Source organism: Pseudomonas sp. CFBP 5748, from assembly GCF_053850495.1.
This window is the reverse complement of the sequence record NZ_JBSPTN010000001.1, coordinates 932,189-948,286: the sequence shown is the minus strand read 5'-3', so window position 1 is coordinate 948,286 and position 16,098 is coordinate 932,189. Positions and strand designations below refer to the sequence as shown.

The 16,098-nt window shown below is 57.1% G+C and carries 13 protein-coding genes; 5 read left to right on the top strand and 8 right to left on the bottom strand.

The features are described from left to right. Positions 1-5: 5 nt before the first annotated feature. The 6 genes from ACWNZ1_RS04380 to ACWNZ1_RS04355 form a co-directional block, all read right to left on the bottom strand. Positions 6-1,211: an amino acid aminotransferase gene (locus tag ACWNZ1_RS04380; RefSeq protein ID WP_288913925.1), complete on the bottom strand. Its 1,206-nt coding sequence runs from the start codon at positions 1,209-1,211 to the stop codon at positions 6-8. Between the two features lie 15 nt (positions 1,212-1,226). Next, entirely contained in the window at positions 1,227-2,873 is a 1,647-nt protein-coding gene (locus tag ACWNZ1_RS04375) for a thiamine pyrophosphate-dependent enzyme (RefSeq protein ID WP_456027423.1), read from the bottom strand. Between the two features lie 17 nt (positions 2,874-2,890). After that, positions 2,891-4,294 (bottom strand): amino acid permease, encoded by a 1,404-nt coding sequence (locus tag ACWNZ1_RS04370; protein ID WP_288913923.1) that lies wholly within the window; start codon positions 4,292-4,294, stop codon positions 2,891-2,893. 221 nt (positions 4,295-4,515) lie between these two features. Next, positions 4,516-5,469 carry a LysR family transcriptional regulator gene (locus ACWNZ1_RS04365; RefSeq protein WP_288913919.1) on the bottom strand — a complete coding sequence of 318 codons (954 nt, stop codon included), beginning with the start codon at positions 5,467-5,469 and terminating at the stop codon, positions 4,516-4,518. Positions 5,470-5,472: 3 nt separating this feature from the next. Beyond that, positions 5,473-6,192 (bottom strand): B3/B4 domain-containing protein, encoded by a 720-nt coding sequence (locus tag ACWNZ1_RS04360; RefSeq protein ID WP_288913916.1) that lies wholly within the window; start codon positions 6,190-6,192, stop codon positions 5,473-5,475. 137 nt (positions 6,193-6,329) lie between these two features. Beyond that, positions 6,330-6,653 (bottom strand): MoaF-related domain-containing protein, encoded by a 324-nt coding sequence (locus tag ACWNZ1_RS04355; RefSeq protein ID WP_456027422.1) that lies wholly within the window; start codon positions 6,651-6,653, stop codon positions 6,330-6,332. 149 nt (positions 6,654-6,802) lie between these two features. Here ACWNZ1_RS04355 and ACWNZ1_RS04350 point away from each other — a divergent pair, with 149 nt between their 5' ends. Further along, on the top strand, positions 6,803-7,183 hold the full coding sequence (locus ACWNZ1_RS04350; protein ID WP_288913910.1) for a winged helix-turn-helix transcriptional regulator: 381 nt from the start codon (positions 6,803-6,805) through the stop codon (positions 7,181-7,183). A gap of 159 nt (positions 7,184-7,342) precedes the next feature. Here ACWNZ1_RS04350 and ACWNZ1_RS04345 read toward each other — a convergent pair whose 3' ends face one another. Further along, positions 7,343-9,661 (bottom strand): type III effector HrpK domain-containing protein, encoded by a 2,319-nt coding sequence (locus ACWNZ1_RS04345; protein ID WP_456027421.1) that lies wholly within the window; start codon positions 9,659-9,661, stop codon positions 7,343-7,345. Between the two features lie 87 nt (positions 9,662-9,748). Beyond that, positions 9,749-10,303, bottom strand: coding sequence for an RNA polymerase sigma factor (locus ACWNZ1_RS04340; protein ID WP_456027420.1), 555 nt, complete (start codon positions 10,301-10,303; stop codon positions 9,749-9,751). Positions 10,304-10,544: 241 nt separating this feature from the next. Between ACWNZ1_RS04340 and sctW the strand changes: the two genes are divergently transcribed. Genes sctW through ACWNZ1_RS04320 form a run of 4 tightly spaced genes read left to right on the top strand, consistent with a single transcriptional unit; the run spans position 10,545 to position 16,097 of the window. Then, positions 10,545-11,648, top strand: a complete 1,104-nt coding sequence (gene sctW, locus ACWNZ1_RS04335; protein ID WP_288913901.1) for a type III secretion system gatekeeper subunit SctW — start codon at positions 10,545-10,547, stop codon at positions 11,646-11,648. Beyond that, positions 11,648-13,747, top strand: coding sequence for a type III secretion system export apparatus subunit SctV (sctV, locus tag ACWNZ1_RS04330; protein WP_456027419.1), 2,100 nt, complete (start codon positions 11,648-11,650; stop codon positions 13,745-13,747). The genes sctW and sctV overlap by 1 nt, the downstream gene beginning before the upstream one ends. 32 nt (positions 13,748-13,779) lie before the next feature. Next, positions 13,780-14,751 carry a type III secretion system inner membrane ring subunit SctD gene (sctD, locus tag ACWNZ1_RS04325; RefSeq protein ID WP_456027418.1) on the top strand — a complete coding sequence of 324 codons (972 nt, stop codon included), beginning with the start codon at positions 13,780-13,782 and terminating at the stop codon, positions 14,749-14,751. Further along, positions 14,748-16,097 carry a FliI/YscN family ATPase gene (locus ACWNZ1_RS04320; RefSeq protein WP_456027417.1) on the top strand — a complete coding sequence of 450 codons (1,350 nt, stop codon included), beginning with the start codon at positions 14,748-14,750 and terminating at the stop codon, positions 16,095-16,097. The genes sctD and ACWNZ1_RS04320 overlap by 4 nt, the downstream gene beginning before the upstream one ends. The last annotated feature ends 1 nt before the right edge of the window (position 16,098 follow it).

Here is a 16,098-nt window from a genome sequence, read left to right as displayed (position 1 = left end):
TTGATTCAAGCAGAACGCGCATGCGACTCCGACGCGATAGCAGATGCCACCTTCGTCAAGTTCGACCCGTTCAGTCCAGCCATGCATATCCGCCCATTGCGAATGAAATAAATCCCGTGGTTCTCTCGGATGCGATCAACCGCTTCTGGCGCCAGGCCGGAAAAACTGAACATGCCTTTTTGTTTGATCAAATACTCCACATCGGCGGACGGTTTAAGGGTTTTGATCGCGTCGTATAGAGCCCGCCGCATATCGACGATACGCTGACGCATACCTTCCAGTTCAGCGAGCCAGGCAGTTTTAAGCGATCGATCGGAAAGGATAATGCCCACCAATTCCGCGCCGAACCGAGGCGGATTCGAATAATTGGTCCGCACCGTGCCTTTGAGTTGACCGCCAACACGCTCTGCAATCGCCGAACTCTCGCAAATGATAGAGAGCGACCCCACTCGTTCGCCATATAGAGAGAAGACTTTCGAAAAAGAATTACTGACGAGACTGGTGATACCAACACTGGCCAGAACACGAATTGCATAGCAGTCTTCTGCCAAGCCATCCCCCATCCCAAGGTACGCAGCATCGAGGAATGGAATTAGCTTACGATGGGCACACACGCTGAACAGTACATTCCATTGCGTGGGTCTCAGATCCAGGCCTGTGGGGTTGTGGCAACACGCATGCAGAAGCACCACTGTATTCTCTGGCAGCGAATCGAAGGTATCAATCATCCCCTGGAAATCGATCTCCTGGCCGCCCTCCTTCAAATATTGGTAGCGCTGTACATCGAAACCAGCACCTTTGAAGATCGCATGGTGATTATCCCAAGTCGGGTCACTAACCCAAACTTGAGAATCCGGATAGTAGCGCTTCAGGAAGTCTGCGCCGACACGGATCGCGCCTGAACCTCCAACGGTTTGGATCGTCGCGATGCGCTCGGCATAAGCGCCGTCGAGTTCACCGAACAGATACTCCTGCGTTCGCTCACGAAAGGAAGGAAGTCCATCCATGGGAAGATACAGGTTAGGTTCCTGAGGTCTGGCGTCCAGCAGGACCTTTGCCTTTTTTACCGACTCGAGCACGGGGACATTACCGTTTTCGTCGTAGTAAAAACCGATGCTGAGGTTCACTTTTTCAGCACGTGGATCTTTCTGATAATCCTCCATCAACGACAAGATTGGATCACCCGGATAAATTTCGACTTGTTCAAGCATTGTCATCTCTCTGAGTCAGTTGGCAAAAGTGGGGTGCAAAAAGGTCCACGGGCTCGAATCCTCTCCTCGCGGCACGGTCACCTCGATCAGGACGGGCTTCTCGGCAGCGAATGCCTTTTCCAACACAGGACGCAACTGAGCGGGTGTGTTGACCCGATAGGCCTGGACGCCGAACGACTCAGCGAACTTGACGAAATCCGGGTTCACCAGTTCGGAGCCGAGCAGTCGGCCCCCGAAGCTCTCCTGCTGATCCCGGTACACGTTACCGAAGGCGCTGTTGTTGAAAACCACGGTAACCAGATTCAGGTTGTATTGAACGGCGGTGGCCAGCTCCTGGGCCGCAAACATGAAACCGCCATCACCGCAGATGGAAATCACCGCCTTGTCCGGATGGGCAGCCTTCACCCCAAGTGCGGTCGGGAATCCAAAACCAAGCGTGCCCTGGTGGCCAGAGGTCACCAATGTCCTGGGCTTGTACACTGGGAAGCCGAAAATCGAAGTGAATCCGACCTGGGAGATTTCTTCGACGAAAAAGCCATCGCGTGGCAGCACGTCGCGGATAACTCGCAGATAGTCAAGTTGAGGCTGCACCGTTTGAATTGCTTGCTCCGCCGCGGCCTTCGCTTCGGCAATTTCCTCGGTCCGGTGCCGAGGCGGTCCCACACGCAGCACTGCTTCAGCCAGCGCCCTGGAGGCCTCGCCCGCATCAGCAACCAGGTTTACCTGTGTATTGATTCTGCGAACTTCCGCCGGGTCGATATCAATACGGATCAGCTTCAGCCCGGCAGGCCGATGCCTCCAGCGAATGTCCAACAGCTCGAACCGAGAACCAATGACCACCGCCACGTCTGTCTGTGGCCACAGTCGGGCACCAGCAGCCACCGTGAACCCCAGGGGATGTTCGTCGCTGACAATGCCGCGCCCCCCTCGGAAACTGACAACCGGTGCACCGAGTACCTCAGCCAGTTGATTGATTTCGACACTGGCGTCCAGTCCTCCCGAGCCCACGAAGATCATCGGTGCCTTTGCCTTGCTCAACAAAACGGCCGCATGATCCACTGCGTCGATGTCTACGGGCGGATTGGGCTTGAGGTCCAACGGCTGCTGAGTCGAGACAGCGGCGGCCTTGGTGAAGAAGTCCCATGGGGCCTGTAGAGAGACCACCCCAGGGCGTCCAGAGAGCATTTCCTGAAAAGCTCGAGCGACTTGCCACGGAGCATCGGCAGGTTGCTCGATATGGGCTGCCCATTTGCCGACACTTTGCAAGATCTCCAACTGGCGCGGCAACTCATGCAATTGACCTCGACCGCGATCCTTGAACGCGCTCATGACGTCGCCGGTAAGCGCCAGAACGGGAGCATTACAACCGTGGGCGGTCAGCATTGCAGCGCTGGAGTTGAGAATTCCGGGGCCAGGAACCACAGTAAAAACCCCGGGTTTGCCTGTGGAGCGGGCGTACCCGAACGCCATGTAGGCACTCGTCTGCTCGTGTCGCGCACCAAACACGCGAAGACTGTCGGCATTGCGAGCCAGCGCGTCGGTCAGCCCGTAGATCTGGGCACCGGGAAGTGCAAAAACCGTATCGACGCCATGGGACTTGAGGCCCTGGACCAACGCATCACCGCCGGTCATTGTTGTGGAAAGTAGCTTATCGGTTTTCATATTAATACCCAGTCTGATTATTCGTAGCTAATTACGCGAGAAGCCCCTGCCTGATACTTTCGATAGCAGGCGTATACCAAAAGCAACCAAAGAGGAATCAACCATACAGCGATGCGGATGGCCGGAATGAAGGCCATGATCACTAACAACCCCACAATAAAGATGATGCAAAGATAGTTGCTCAGTGGATAAAAGGGAGATCTGTATTCCAAACCTTTTCCAGAAGCAACCTTGACCTGCCGGAATTTTAGATGGGTGTAGCTGGTCAAGAGCCAGTTTATAACGGTCGCGGAAACGGTCAGAGACATAAGAACTTCCATTGTTCCGCTAGGCGAAAAATAATTTAGAAGCACTGCCACCCCTGTCACCAACGCCGTAGCAATCAATGCATTTACAGGAATTCGATTGGCGTTAAGTTTTGAAAACTGAACAGGCGCCTGCTTCTGCTCGGCCATTGAAAACAACAGACGCGTCGTGCAGTAAACAACGCCGTTGTAAACCGACATCGCAGCTGTCAGAACGACTAAATTGAGGACGTGAGCCGCCAAGTCGCTGTCAAGCAGCGTCAACATTTTTACGAAAGGACTGGCACTGTATGGGTCGCCGGCGTGGTCGAGAGAGGCCACCAATACGTTCCAGGGAGTGAGAGCCAGAAGAATAGCCAGGGCAGCGATATAAAAAATACCGATCCGATACAGGACCTGATTGATAGCCCGGGGAATGCTTTTCTTAGGATCTTTGGCTTCGCCGGCGGTAAAGCCAATCATCTCCAGCCCACCGAATGCGAACATGATGAAAGGAAGGACCATCAGTAATCCTCCTACGCCATTGGGCAGGAAGCCGCCATGCGACCATAAGTTCGTGACAGAAGCGCCTACCGGCTGAACCGGGCCGAAAAGCAACCAGCCACCAAACCCGATCATGGCGATGATCGCCAGGACTTTGACCAGCGCGAACCAGAACTCCACTTCCCCATAAATGCGAACGTTCAGGAGGTTCATGCCATTGACCACTAAAAAGACGCAAGCGGCGGTTGCCCACGTCGGGACTTCCGGCCACCAGAACTGCACATACTTACCAATTGCGGTGAGCTCGGCCATGCCAACCAGTACATAGGCCGCTATATAATTCCAGCCGGTCAGGTAACTCAGAAAATCGCCGCAGTACTTTCGGGTAAAATGACTCAGCGAACCGGATACCGGCTCATCCACCAACATCTCTCCCAGTTGTCGCATAATTAGAAATGCAATAAAACCGGCAATAGCATATCCGATAAGAAGCCCAGGCCCCGCAGACTTTATTACCCCGGCGCTGCCAAGAAATAAACCCGTGCCTATGGCCCCACCTAATCCGATCATTTGAATGTGACGATTCGATAGGCCGCGCGAAAGCTCGGGGCCAGAACTCTGAAGTCTGCTCATCGCTATATTCTCATTGTTGAACATCTCGATCAGCTGCCACTTAGGCAGCATCGGAGATGTATTGCGGCGAGTATAAACAGGGCAAAAAGCACCCTTAATTATGATTATTATTCTCTACTCATCGAGTCGCCTATGGCAGATCGACGAGGCTTCACACTATCATCCCGCCGCCTCACGGACAGCCAGCAAGCCTGCATAGTTGCTATGCAGGAAGTGAATGATTAGAGATTTGGTGCGCAGAAAAGAGAATCACCAGGACTTAGAAACTGCGACCCACGGCAATGTTGATGGACAAATTGCCGAAACCACTGCTGCTCGGGGGAATTTTGCGTGCGGCTGTGCCAGACGACCCAGTAACGAAACGGGTGGGTTATGAATGAAAGAGGACGGAAGCAGACATCGGCCTGCTCTACCCACCTGCGTGCGATGTGCTCCGGCAATGTCAACAAGGCATCGCTTTGCTGGAGAACACTTAACGCCGCGCAGTAATAGGGAACGGAAAGTTTGAGATTTCGAGCAAGCTGCTGTTTTCGCAGATACGCATCGACAAACCCGTCCTTATCCCCCCCTGCGGTAATTTTGATATGAGGCCAAGCAAGGTATTCCCGTTGATTGATGGCTGCGGACGAGGCGAGAGAATGATCTGAGCGCATACAGCATACCGCGAGATCCTCGCCAATGACTCGACCGTGATAGTCCGCAGGCGTCTCATCGATCATGCTGGTAATGAGATCGACCTTACCGCTGGAGAGCCAATCGAATCGATTTGGCTCCCATGTACGAAAGTCAATGCTGACGTCGGGGGCGACAGCTTCAAGGTCTCGCAGCAGGTCGGGAAGAATGTACTGAGCAACGTAATCGGAGCCAGCCAATGTAAAACGTCGATTGCAAGTGGCGGGAGAAAAAACGGCGGGCGAACTGATGCAATCAATCTGATCCAACAGGCTCTTGAGTGGCTCCAGCAAATGATGGCCGCGCTCTGTCAGGGTATAACCTCGTCCTTGGCGGACCAAAAGAGGATCACCCAGGACTTCACGAAATTGCGCCAGATGCCGGCTCAACGTGGACTGACTGGTGCCCAGAATCACCGCCGCCCGACTGAGGTGAGGCACCTCAAGCATTACCACCAGCGCCCTCAATTGTAAAATGCTGAGCTGATTGAAGGCAGGATTCATGGCTTATTCCAATTGGATATTCAGAGCGGGCTCCCCCGCCTCCAGTATGGCGTAGCCCAGGCACTCTCCACCACAGAATTGACTCACCAGCTCAATCAGATCCGCAATGGCCGCTTTCACGTCGATGTCCGTAGTGGGAGGTAGGCCGTCGAGGTCAAAGAAAACCAAGTTGGTCTCAGGTAACGTGCGAGTATCCGCGGCTTGGCGCCATACCCAACGGCGGGTCAGGACCCGATTGCCTGCCGCCAGCACAATTTCACCGACGGGAAGGGTTTCGGGTTCTTTATCGGGCTCAGCCAGGAAACGATCTGAAGCACTGGCTTCGCGCAGTTCAACGCTCTGAGAGTGAGCGGTAATTGGATGCACGCCGGCGGGGAGCATATATCTCAACGACAGAAGGTTTCCAATATCCACCAGCGTATTGATATCCGGTAGCGATTCCGGCTTGAGTACACGCCGACTGAGGGCTTCGATGGAGCTTCGATGTTCGGAAGGTTTAGCGCCGAACAGGCGAAATGCGTCTCGCCACGCAGCGATGCGAGGAAACTCGGCAGGATTGCCCGTGATCCGCTCCCGTAAGGCAATCTCACTATCGCGAAGTTGTCGAGAGACCTCTGGTTGCCGCTGCAAGTTGTCAAGGTTGCGAAAAACCACTACGCCGCGGCGATATTCAGGGTGCGCTTGAAAAATTGCTGGATTGATACTGTACGAGAAAAAGGCCACAGAGGTCCCCTGCTGTTTTGTGCGTTGACCTGAATATACTTCCCGGACTCCCTCAGTGCTTATCCGTTTTCTGCAACCCTGCTATGCAGAACATGAATAGATGGTCTCTCGTGCAATTTCGGCGCTTGTGAGGGGCGTCAGGATATACGCGTCCAAGTCCCTTTGAGCGTCAGGAATGTATGATCTGGAAGGGTAATGGCAGCATGAACAAGATCGTTCTCGAAGTCCTCGACATGCGTCACCGTGATCCCATCGGCTTCCTGCCAGCTCACCATGAACACACCCGGCCGTATCGGCGTGTGCGCATAAGTTTCAGTGACAGCCTCTTGGTCAAAATTCAAAACCGGCTCTTGAGCCCAGCGCAGGGTTTTGCCGTCAGCGTTGAATGCAACCCGGTAAATCCGCTCGCGATAATCCGCTTGGTAAACATGGCCGACTGCAGGAAAAACCTGATCACTCATAAATGAGTCTCCTCGATGTATAGCGATTAAATAAAAAATCCAGCCTGGAGTGCAGACCGTGCTCAAGTCTATGATGCGCTATTGACACTCACAAGAAGTCATCTTCACGCGACCTGGTCACCGCCATGTGACCTAAAAGAGTCCATTTCATGTCCGACGTTATCGCAACCGCACCGTTTATATTTCAACAACCCTGCCCTATCCGAGACATTCTCGACCGCATCAGTGATCAATGGAGCCTGCTCATTCTGGAAACGCTGGAAGGAGGTACATTGCGTTTCAACGCGCTTTCCCGCGAAATTGGTGATATTTCCAAACAAATGCTCTCTCGAACTTTGCGCCGCCTGGAACAAGATGGCTTCGTTCTCCGCACCCTTTATCCGGAAGTCCCCCCACGCGTTGAATATGAATTGACTGCGTTGGGCCGTTCGTTTCTTGTTCCGATGAAAACCCTGATTACGTGGGCGGATGAATATCACCAGGCGATTTGTGAGGCGCGTACGGAATATGCGGCCAGGGCAGCGTGCTGAGGGCGCAGGGGCATAGGAGAATCTGGCGAAAACATCTTGGAGCCTCCGGGGTCAATGACGGAGGGCCTCACCTGATTGCGGACTTGAGCTACCCCTCCGCAGGTGGGGCCCCGGCACCGAAGCCCGAAAGGTAAACCAGGAAAATCCGGCCTGAATGTGTCAATGCGCCTTGGGGATACCAAATTGATTCAGGACCGGATCGACGTTGTGGTCGAAGGCCTTCTGCGCTTTGTGTTTCTTGACGGCCTCGACAACCATGGCAATGCCGAACCCCAGGGCCATGGCACCGTCGATCGCCCAGCCGATCACTGGAATCGCCGCCCCCAGCGCGGCACCGGCGGCAAAGCCGGCGGCCTCACCGGCCACCATGGCGACAGCACGGCCGGCAATTTGGCCAGCCATGCGTCCCAGGCCAGCCGAAGCCTCGCGGCCGAACAGCTTGGCACCCACCTCAACACCTTCCTTGAGCGCTTGGCCGCCCAGCTTGGTGCTGTCGTAAATGGTTTGTGCAGCGCCCAGCTTGTCGCCCTGGGCGATCATGTCGGATACCGATGCAAAGCCCATGATCGACTGAAGGGCCCTAGGCCCCATTTGCGCCGCGACCTGAGTGGCCATTGATGGTCCGTGCCCTCCATCGGTCTTGCCTTCAAGTAATTTGCGACCCTTTTTCGAATCCTGCAATTGCGCAAACGTGGCGTCCAGGTAGTACTGATGCTGGCCTTCGGTGACATCGCTGGGCATCACGCTGTCGTAAGCGGCCTTTTGGGCATCGGCCATTTGCAGGGCCTGATTGGCATCGAGCTTTTTCTGCCCCAGCAATTGCTTCAGAGCGCCACCTTCACTGAAGTTTCGCGCATAAGAATCGCCGATTTTTTCCTGCAGGTCCCCACGGCCGTCGAGCACGTCGGAGGCGGCGGGCACCTTGGTGTCAGGAAAAAGGTCTTGTTGCAATTGCAACTGGGCGGACAACCCATTGAGGGCACCGCTGTAATCCGCGATGGGTTTATGTTTGTCGACTGCCTTGTCAGCCGTCTCCATGTCGATTTGCAACGCCTTGCCGCTGTTGACATTTTTCACCTGCTCCTTGACCGCCTGTTTCAGTGCGGCATCGCTGCGCACCAAGGCACGCTCCTGCTCGGGAACGCTTTTGTTGAGGTACGCCTGCACGTTCGGATCGGCTTGCAGTTGAGCAATTCTTTCGGCCAGCGCCTGTTCGGTTTTTTCAGTGTTGCGCAAGTTGCGTCCGGCAATCACGCTCTGCTGGGTCTGTTGCAACTTGACCATGACAGCCGCTTTCTGCGCTCCGGTGTAAGACTTGGGTTGCTCAAAGACCTTCTCATCGAGCTTGCTGATATCAACGCCGGACACCGCATTGAGCGTTGCCGCATCGCTGAGCATGCCGGCGAACTGTCCGCCATTGGTGGGCGCACTCGTCTTGATCCATTCACTCAGGTTCTTTGTGTTGAACAACTGGTCTGGACTGTGTGCAGCCTTGGCACGCCCGCTCATCCCCCCTTCGTCAAGCTGTGCGAGGAAGCCCGGCTGTGACCATGTATTGCAGGACTGTTTGAGCGCACCGGAAAGCCCTGGATTGTTTTTTGACAAGCCTTTCAGATCATCGGCGCTGATATTGCCGTCAACCTCGGTCTTGCCCGCCGCACCCAAGGCGTGATGAGGGTCAGCAGCGATGACCAGAGGCATGTTGGCTTGCATGACCGATGCGTTGCGAACCATTTCAAGGGACTGCGGATCGGCATTGGGGTTGTCTTTCATGTACTTGGCCAAGTCCTTGTCGGCCTTGTTTGCGGCTTTTTCCATATTTTTTGCGAAGGTTTTAAGATCCTTGTCGGTGATCTTGCCATCAGCATTCCCGCCACCCTGGGCAACATCCACGGCGGTTTTCAGCGCGGGGTTGGCGTTGATGAACTCCATCGCCTTGGCGCCATTGGGGCCATCCTCCCTGGCCATTCGTGCCGCGGCAATCGGCCGATTGAGCTCCTTGGCTGCTTGCAGACGTTGCTCGGGTGGCAAATGAGCCACCAGTGGCTCCCAACGCTTCAACGCCTCGGGGGACGAATATTCAGAATTATCCAGGAACGCCGCGTCGGCGGCCTTCGGGGCATTGGCCGGGTCGGATGGATCAGTGCGCGCTGGAGCAGCGGCTGCCACAACCTGAGCGGCTGCCGCAACGTGAGCGCCTGCCGCAAACCGGCTCACTGCCCCCGCCAGCGAGCTAGACTGCGCATCGGCAGGCGCGGCACCGTTGCCTTGAAAAAGCTGGGTCAGAAAAGACCCGGCCCTCTGCGCGTTGTTTTGGATCAGGCCTGATGCGTCCGCTGTTTCCAGACCGAATTGCACCCCGCCCTGAACCCCACCGCCATTGCCAGGCGAGGGTTTGGGAACTGGCGCGCCACCCGCCAGTTCGCCAGAGGGTGGGAGATGCACTGTACCGCTGAAGGAAGAACCGGAAATACGCATGGGAAGTTGCCATCCGAGTGTGAAGGATGGCAACTGTGTGGCAGGCTAACAAAATCGGTTCCCGGTAAACGGCTAAAAAAACGCCGGTCAACCAAACGGATCCACGTGCTGCTTGAGCTGGACGCGTGCGCGCGACAGCCGCGAACGCACGGTTCCAATCGGTACACCGAGACAGCTGGCCGTGTCCTGATAGTTGCCGTTCATTTCCAAACAGGCCTCCAGTACTTTCTGCATGTTCAGCGGCAAGCCATCAATGGCCTGGATCACCCGCGCCAATTGGCGGTGCCCGTCCACCTGATGGCCGATATCGCTGTACCCGTCCTGCTCGGAATGAACTTCATCCTCCCAGCTTTCTTGGAACGGCTGACGGTACATCTTGCGGAAGTGGTTACGGATCAGGTTCAACGCAATGCCGCATAACCACGTCTGCGGTTTACTGGCATGTTGAAATTTATGCTCACTGCGAAGGGCTTCAAGCAGCACGCATTGCAAAAGATCGTCGACATCATCGGGGTTCATTACACGTTTATGGATGAAGGCCCTGAGCATCTGGATCTGATCGCCGCTCACTTGGCGAATACCACTGGACGAAAAACGCGGGTTGGAGGGGGCTGGCTCAACAATCGCAAGGCTTTGCAACATGGGATAACCCTTATTTATTGGTGTGCAAGCCCCATTGCGATATCCGTACCAACTCAAAAACCAACATAACTTATTGATTGGAAAGTAATTTAAAAATACAGAAAAACTTTGAAATACATTTTTTGCACGGCCGCCCTTCTAACTTCACGACTTTTGGCACAGACGCTTCAACGATCCGTGAAAGGGAACCGAACCCGGTGCGCGACCCACTCAGGGCCATAACCCGGCTCAGAATCACCCCATGAAAATTGTCGCTCCGCCTCTACTGCCGCCCTCGACTGTCGCGTCCACCCGCGCTGCAACGCCGCTCGCGCAGCCGTTGCAAAGCACCGCCCAGTACAGCGCAGGGACTACACCGCAACAGATCTCGCGCTTCGCCGCGGCGCTGGTACAGCACAGCCGTATCCTGAGCCAGCGCGAACTGATAGCCAGTCACAACGCCTTGCAGTCACGCGCCGTCAAATTGAGTGAGCTTTATCACTTGCTGATGGGCGCACAGGATACCGGGCTGGATAACGCCGCCAGGATGCTGCGCAAAAAGCTGCAAATAGAGAATTCGGCCAACCTGTCACAGATTCTGGCGTACTCCGATGGCGACACGGCCAAGGCCCATGTGCTGCTGCAAGCGGCCCGCAAGCAAGCCCAGGCCGATGGGGCGACAGGTGAGCACGTTGTGTTGACGCAGCAGCTAAAGCTATTGCGGCGTAAATATGGCCCCCGCGCGCGCGCGGGAATCAATTCCGCTAAGGCGTTCGCTCGCCCAAACCTGGACAGCAAACGCCGGACGGCCTTGCGTAACCTGTACAGCGTGGCGGTTTCAGGGCAGTCGAATATCACCGGCTTGATCGAAGCCCTGCTTAACGAGCAGGAGGAGCCGGAGCAATTTGATCTCAATCTTCGCGACATGCGCAGCGCGATTGCCGATGACTTGTCGGCCCTGACCCCTTCCGCGTCCCACGAACAGTTGCGTACGTTGATGCACGGACTCAATACCGCGCGCCATGTGACGACGCTGCTGCGCGGCTGCGAGCATCTGTTGGGGCGCATGCGCAACAAGAACCCGGAACTGAAAGTCGACCCGCCGGCCTTTCTCAAGCATCTGCTGACGCTCACCGCCAATGGCATGAATGTAAGCCAGACCCTGCAATTGACCCAGCACATCGGCGGCAAGCAACTCAAGCATCAGCTGGCATTCCTCAATGGCCTGCGCCCGATGCTGATGCAGTTGCCGATCCTGCTCTGGCGAGACATGAAAAGCCGCCAGACCGCGCTCGGCAATCTCCTGACGCTGATGGCTGAACTGACTCAGCAAGAACAGAAGCAGCTCTATGGGGGCCTTGTCTGATGGATCGAATCATAAACCTGCTGAACATGATCGCCCTCAGCGCCATGCGCCGTTCGGAAGTCGTCGGCGCTTTTTTTGTGATCGCCATCGTGTTCATGATGATCACACCGTTGCCCACCGGCCTGGTTGACGTGCTGATCGCGGTCAACATCTGCATTTCCTGCCTGTTGATCATGCTGGCCATGCACTTGCCCAGGCCGCTGGCGTTCTCGACGTTCCCGGCCGTGTTGCTGTTGACCACGATGTTTCGCCTGGCACTGTCGATTTCCACCACGCGTCTGATCCTGCTCAACCAGGACGCCGGCCACATCGTCGAAGCCTTCGGCGAGTTTGTCGTCGGCGGCAATCTGGCGGTGGGCCTGGTGATCTTCCTGATCCTGACCGTGGTCAACTTTCTGGTCATTACCAAAGGTTCGGAACGGGTTGCCGAAGTAGGCGCCCGGTTTACGCTCGATGCGATGCCCGGCAAGCAGATGTCGATTGACAGCGACCTGCGCGCCAATCTGATCAGCGTGTACGAAGCGCGCAATCGCCGCGCCGAATTGAACAAGGAAAGCCAGTTGTTCGGTGCCATGGACGGCGCGATGAAGTTCGTCAATGGCGACGCCATCGCCAGCCTGATCATCGTCGCCATCAACATGATCGGCGGCATTTCCATCGGTGTGGTGCAACACGGCATGAGTGCTGGCGACGCCCTCCAGCTCTACACGGTACTGACCATCGGCGACGGCTTGATCGCACAAATTCCGGCGCTGCTGATCTCCGTGACCTGCGGCATGATCATCACCCGGGTGCCCAACACCGAAGCGGGCGTGGAGGCCAATATTGGCCGGGAAATCGCCGAACAGATCACCAGCCAGCCCAAGGCCTGGATCATTGCCGCCGTGGCCATGTTTGGCTTTGCGATGTTGCCGGGCATGCCGACAGCGGTATTCATTACCATCGCCATCATCTGCGGCAGCGGCGGCCTGCTGCAGTTGCAGCGGGCCAAACCCAAGGCCGAACAGGAAGGCGCGGTGGCCATCGCGCCCGAGATGAATGGTCACGAAGACTTGCGCACGTTCTCCCCCAGCCGGCAATTCGTCCTCCAGTTTCATCCAGGCCAGGACTCTGCCCAGATCGAGGCGCTGGTCAGCGAAATTCGACAACGACGCAATCGCCTGGTCGTGCAGTACGGCCTGACGCTGCCCTCCTTCATCATCGAATACGTCGACCACCTTCCGCCGGACGAGTTTCGCTTTACCGTGTATGACGTGCCGTTGCTCAAAGCGACCTTTACCCAGACCCATGTCGCGGTGGATGAACGCCTGCTGGGCAACGCCCCCTCAACCGTCGCCATCCCGGGCACCGCCGAACGCCAGGAGGACCAGTGGCTGTGGCTGCCCGCCGATACACCGGACCTGCGGGACGGCGGTCTGGCCAGGATCAGTGCCAGCACCTTGATCATCGAGCGCATGGAACGTGCCTTGCAGTCCTGTGGGCCGCAGTTCATAGGTTTGCAGGAAACCAAGGCGATTCTCAACTGGTTGGAATCCGAACAACCCGAACTTGCCCAGGAAATGCAACGGGTGATCACCCTGACGCGCTTTTCGGCCGTCCTGCAACGTTTGGCCTCCGAGTGCGTGCCGCTGCGAGCGATCCGAGTGATCGCCGAAACCCTGATCGAACACGGTCAACACGAGCGCGACATCAGTGTGCTGACCGACTACGTGCGTATCGCCCTCAAAACCCAGATCTATCACCAGTACTGCGGTGCCGACGGCCTGATGGTGTGGTTGTTGACACCGGAAAGCGAAGGGTTGCTGCGCGACGGGCTGCGCCAGACCCAAACCGAGACATTCTTTTCCCTCAGTAACGAGACCAGTCAGATGCTCGTGCAGCAGTTGCACATCGCCTTCCCTCTGCGGGCGCCCGAACAGGCAGTGTTGCTGGTCGCCCAGGATCTGCGCAGTCCGCTACGCACTTTGCTCAAGGAAGAGTTTCATCACGTGCCCGTGTTGTCCTTTGCCGAGATCAGCAACGCGGCCAAGGTCAAGGTCATGGGTCGCTTCGACCTGGAAGATGATCTGGAGCACCTGGATAACGATCATGCCGCTTGAGCCTTTGCGGCTAAGCATCGGGAGTTTGTCGCATGTTTGAATTACGCGTACTGAACGGCCAGCAGCAAGGCGCGGCCTTGCCGTTGATCGGCGAGCAATGGTCGATTGGCTCCGCTGACCAACAAGATCTGTCGCTGGACGATCCCGGCGTGAAAAACCTGCACTGCCGCCTGCAACGCCTGGACGACAACTGGAGTCTGAACGCCGAACAGGGCACGGTCCTCGACGAAGAGGGCAACGCCACGTCCCGTGTTGAGCTGACCCCCAATAGCGCCTTTCTGCTGGGTTCGGTGTGGCTTTGCGTCTCCCCCGCCGAAGATGATTGGCCTGCCGTACCGGCAATCATTGCGCAACCGCCAGAGGCTGACGCCGAACCTGCGTACAGCACACCTCCACTGGAAAAAGTCGAAACGCGCTCCCAGTTTCCCAACCGCACCACGGGAATCATTGCCGGCCTGCTGATCGGCATCCTGGGCAGCGCCTGGAGCCTGACTCGCCCGGCGTCCACGGAACCGGAGCAAAGCGCTACCCATGCTGAACCGGTTGCCCCCGCTGCAACGGCCAAACCGTCGCAGACGTCGAGCGACAACCTGACGCCGACCGCCAAACGCCAACGCCTGGCCAATGCCGGCGCGGTACGGCATACGCTTGGCAGAATGCTCAGCGACCGCCTGCTCACTGACGTCAGCATCGAGGAAACGCCACAGGGACTGGTCTTGAATGGCAACCTCAAGGACGAAGCCCTGTTGGTGTATCAACGCATGCTGCAACGCTTCAAGGACAGCTATGAATCGCCCGTGACGGTGCTCGATAACGTCGACAGCGTGCACAATGGCCTTCCCTTCGTGATCGTGCAAATCATGACCGGGCCGCACGCCCATCTGGTGACCGCCGATGGGCGTCGCCTGTATGTGGGCGACGAGGTACTAGGCCTGCGCCTGACCCGTATCGAAAATCAGCACTTGCAATTCGACGGCGATCGCCACATCGAGGTGAACTGGTGAACGCGGCGTTGAGCCAATGGAAACAGCACCATGCCGCGCGCCTGGCGCATTACTGCGCAGTACGTGTGAGGGGCCGGGTCAGTGCGGTGCGCGGAATTCTGTTGGAGTGCAAGATCCCCGCGGCCAAGGTGGGAGACCTGTGCGAGGTGAGCAAAGCGGATGGCAGTCTGTTGCTCGCCGAAATCGTCGGTTTTACTCAGGATTGCACCTTGCTCAGCGCCCTCGGCGCACCGGACGGGATTCAGGTCGGCGCACCGATTCGCCCGCTGGGCATGGCGCATCGGATTGGCGTCGATGACAGTCTGCTTGGCTGCGTGCTGGATGGGTTCGGGCGCCCCCTGCTCGGTGATTGCCTGGGCGCGTTCGCCGGCCCGGATGATCAACGACCGACCCTGCCGGTCATTGCCGATGCCCTGCCACCGACACAACGGCCACGGATCACCAACGCCTTGCCTACAGGCGTACGGGCCATCGACAGCGCCATTCTGCTGGGCGAAGGCCAACGTGTCGGACTGTTCGCCGGCGCTGGTTGCGGCAAGACCACGCTGATGGCGGAGCTGGCCCGCAACATGGGCTGCGACGTCATTGTCTTTGGCTTGATCGGGGAACGAGGCCGCGAACTGCGGGAGTTTCTCGATCATGAACTGGACGAGACCTTGCGCAGCCGATCGGTACTGGTCTGCGCCACCTCGGATCGCTCCAGCATGGAGCGAGCACGCGCGGCATTCACCGCAACCGCCATCGCCGAAGCGTTTCGGGCCAGGGGGCAGAGGGTGCTGCTGCTGCTCGACTCGCTGACCCGGTTTGCTCGCGCACAGCGAGAGATTGGCATTGCGTCCGGCGAGCCCTTGGGCCGTGGCGGCTTGCCGCCCTCGGTCTATACCCTGCTGCCGCGCCTGGTGGAGCGCGCGGGAATGAGCGAGACCGGTTCGATCACGGCGCTATACACCGTACTGATCGAACAGGACTCGATGAACGATCCGGTGGCGGACGAAGTACGTTCGCTGCTCGACGGCCACATCGTGCTGTCGCGCAAGCTCGCCGAGCGCGGGCATTATCCGGCCATCGACGTGTCTGCCAGCATCAGTCGGATTCTCAGCAATGTCAGCAGTCGCGAACATCAGCGGGCCAATAATCGCCTGCGGCAACTGATGGCCGCCTACAAGCAGGTGGAGATGCTCTTGCGCCTGGGCGAATACCAGCCCGGGGCGGATCCGATCACCGATTGCGCCGTGGAGCTGAATGAGGCCATCAACGCGTTTCTCCGCCAGGACCTGCGTGAGCCGGTTGCTCTTCAGCAAACCCTGCACGACTTGTTGCGGATCACCTCCCGGTTGCCGGAGTAGT

What these genes read in the sequence shown, in the direction of transcription:
- sctV (WP_456027419.1), top strand. Translation starts at nt 11,648, where the DNA reads ATGGATCGAATCATAAACCTGCTGAACATGATCGCCCTCAGCGCCATG.
- ACWNZ1_RS04345 (WP_456027421.1), bottom strand. Translation starts at nt 9,661, where the DNA reads ATGCGTATTTCCGGTTCTTCCTTCAGCGGTACAGTGCATCTCCCACCC.
- ACWNZ1_RS04340 (WP_456027420.1), bottom strand. Translation starts at nt 10,303, where the DNA reads ATGTTGCAAAGCCTTGCGATTGTTGAGCCAGCCCCCTCCAACCCGCGT.
- ACWNZ1_RS04370 (WP_288913923.1), bottom strand. Translation starts at nt 4,294, where the DNA reads ATGAGCAGACTTCAGAGTTCTGGCCCCGAGCTTTCGCGCGGCCTATCG.
- sctW (WP_288913901.1), top strand. Translation starts at nt 10,545, where the DNA reads ATGAAAATTGTCGCTCCGCCTCTACTGCCGCCCTCGACTGTCGCGTCC.
- ACWNZ1_RS04380 (WP_288913925.1), bottom strand. Translation starts at nt 1,211, where the DNA reads ATGCTTGAACAAGTCGAAATTTATCCGGGTGATCCAATCTTGTCGTTG.
- ACWNZ1_RS04355 (WP_456027422.1), bottom strand. Translation starts at nt 6,653, where the DNA reads ATGAGTGATCAGGTTTTTCCTGCAGTCGGCCATGTTTACCAAGCGGAT.
- sctD (WP_456027418.1), top strand. Translation starts at nt 13,780, where the DNA reads ATGTTTGAATTACGCGTACTGAACGGCCAGCAGCAAGGCGCGGCCTTG.
- ACWNZ1_RS04350 (WP_288913910.1), top strand. Translation starts at nt 6,803, where the DNA reads ATGTCCGACGTTATCGCAACCGCACCGTTTATATTTCAACAACCCTGC.
- ACWNZ1_RS04365 (WP_288913919.1), bottom strand. Translation starts at nt 5,469, where the DNA reads ATGAATCCTGCCTTCAATCAGCTCAGCATTTTACAATTGAGGGCGCTG.
- ACWNZ1_RS04375 (WP_456027423.1), bottom strand. Translation starts at nt 2,873, where the DNA reads ATGAAAACCGATAAGCTACTTTCCACAACAATGACCGGCGGTGATGCG.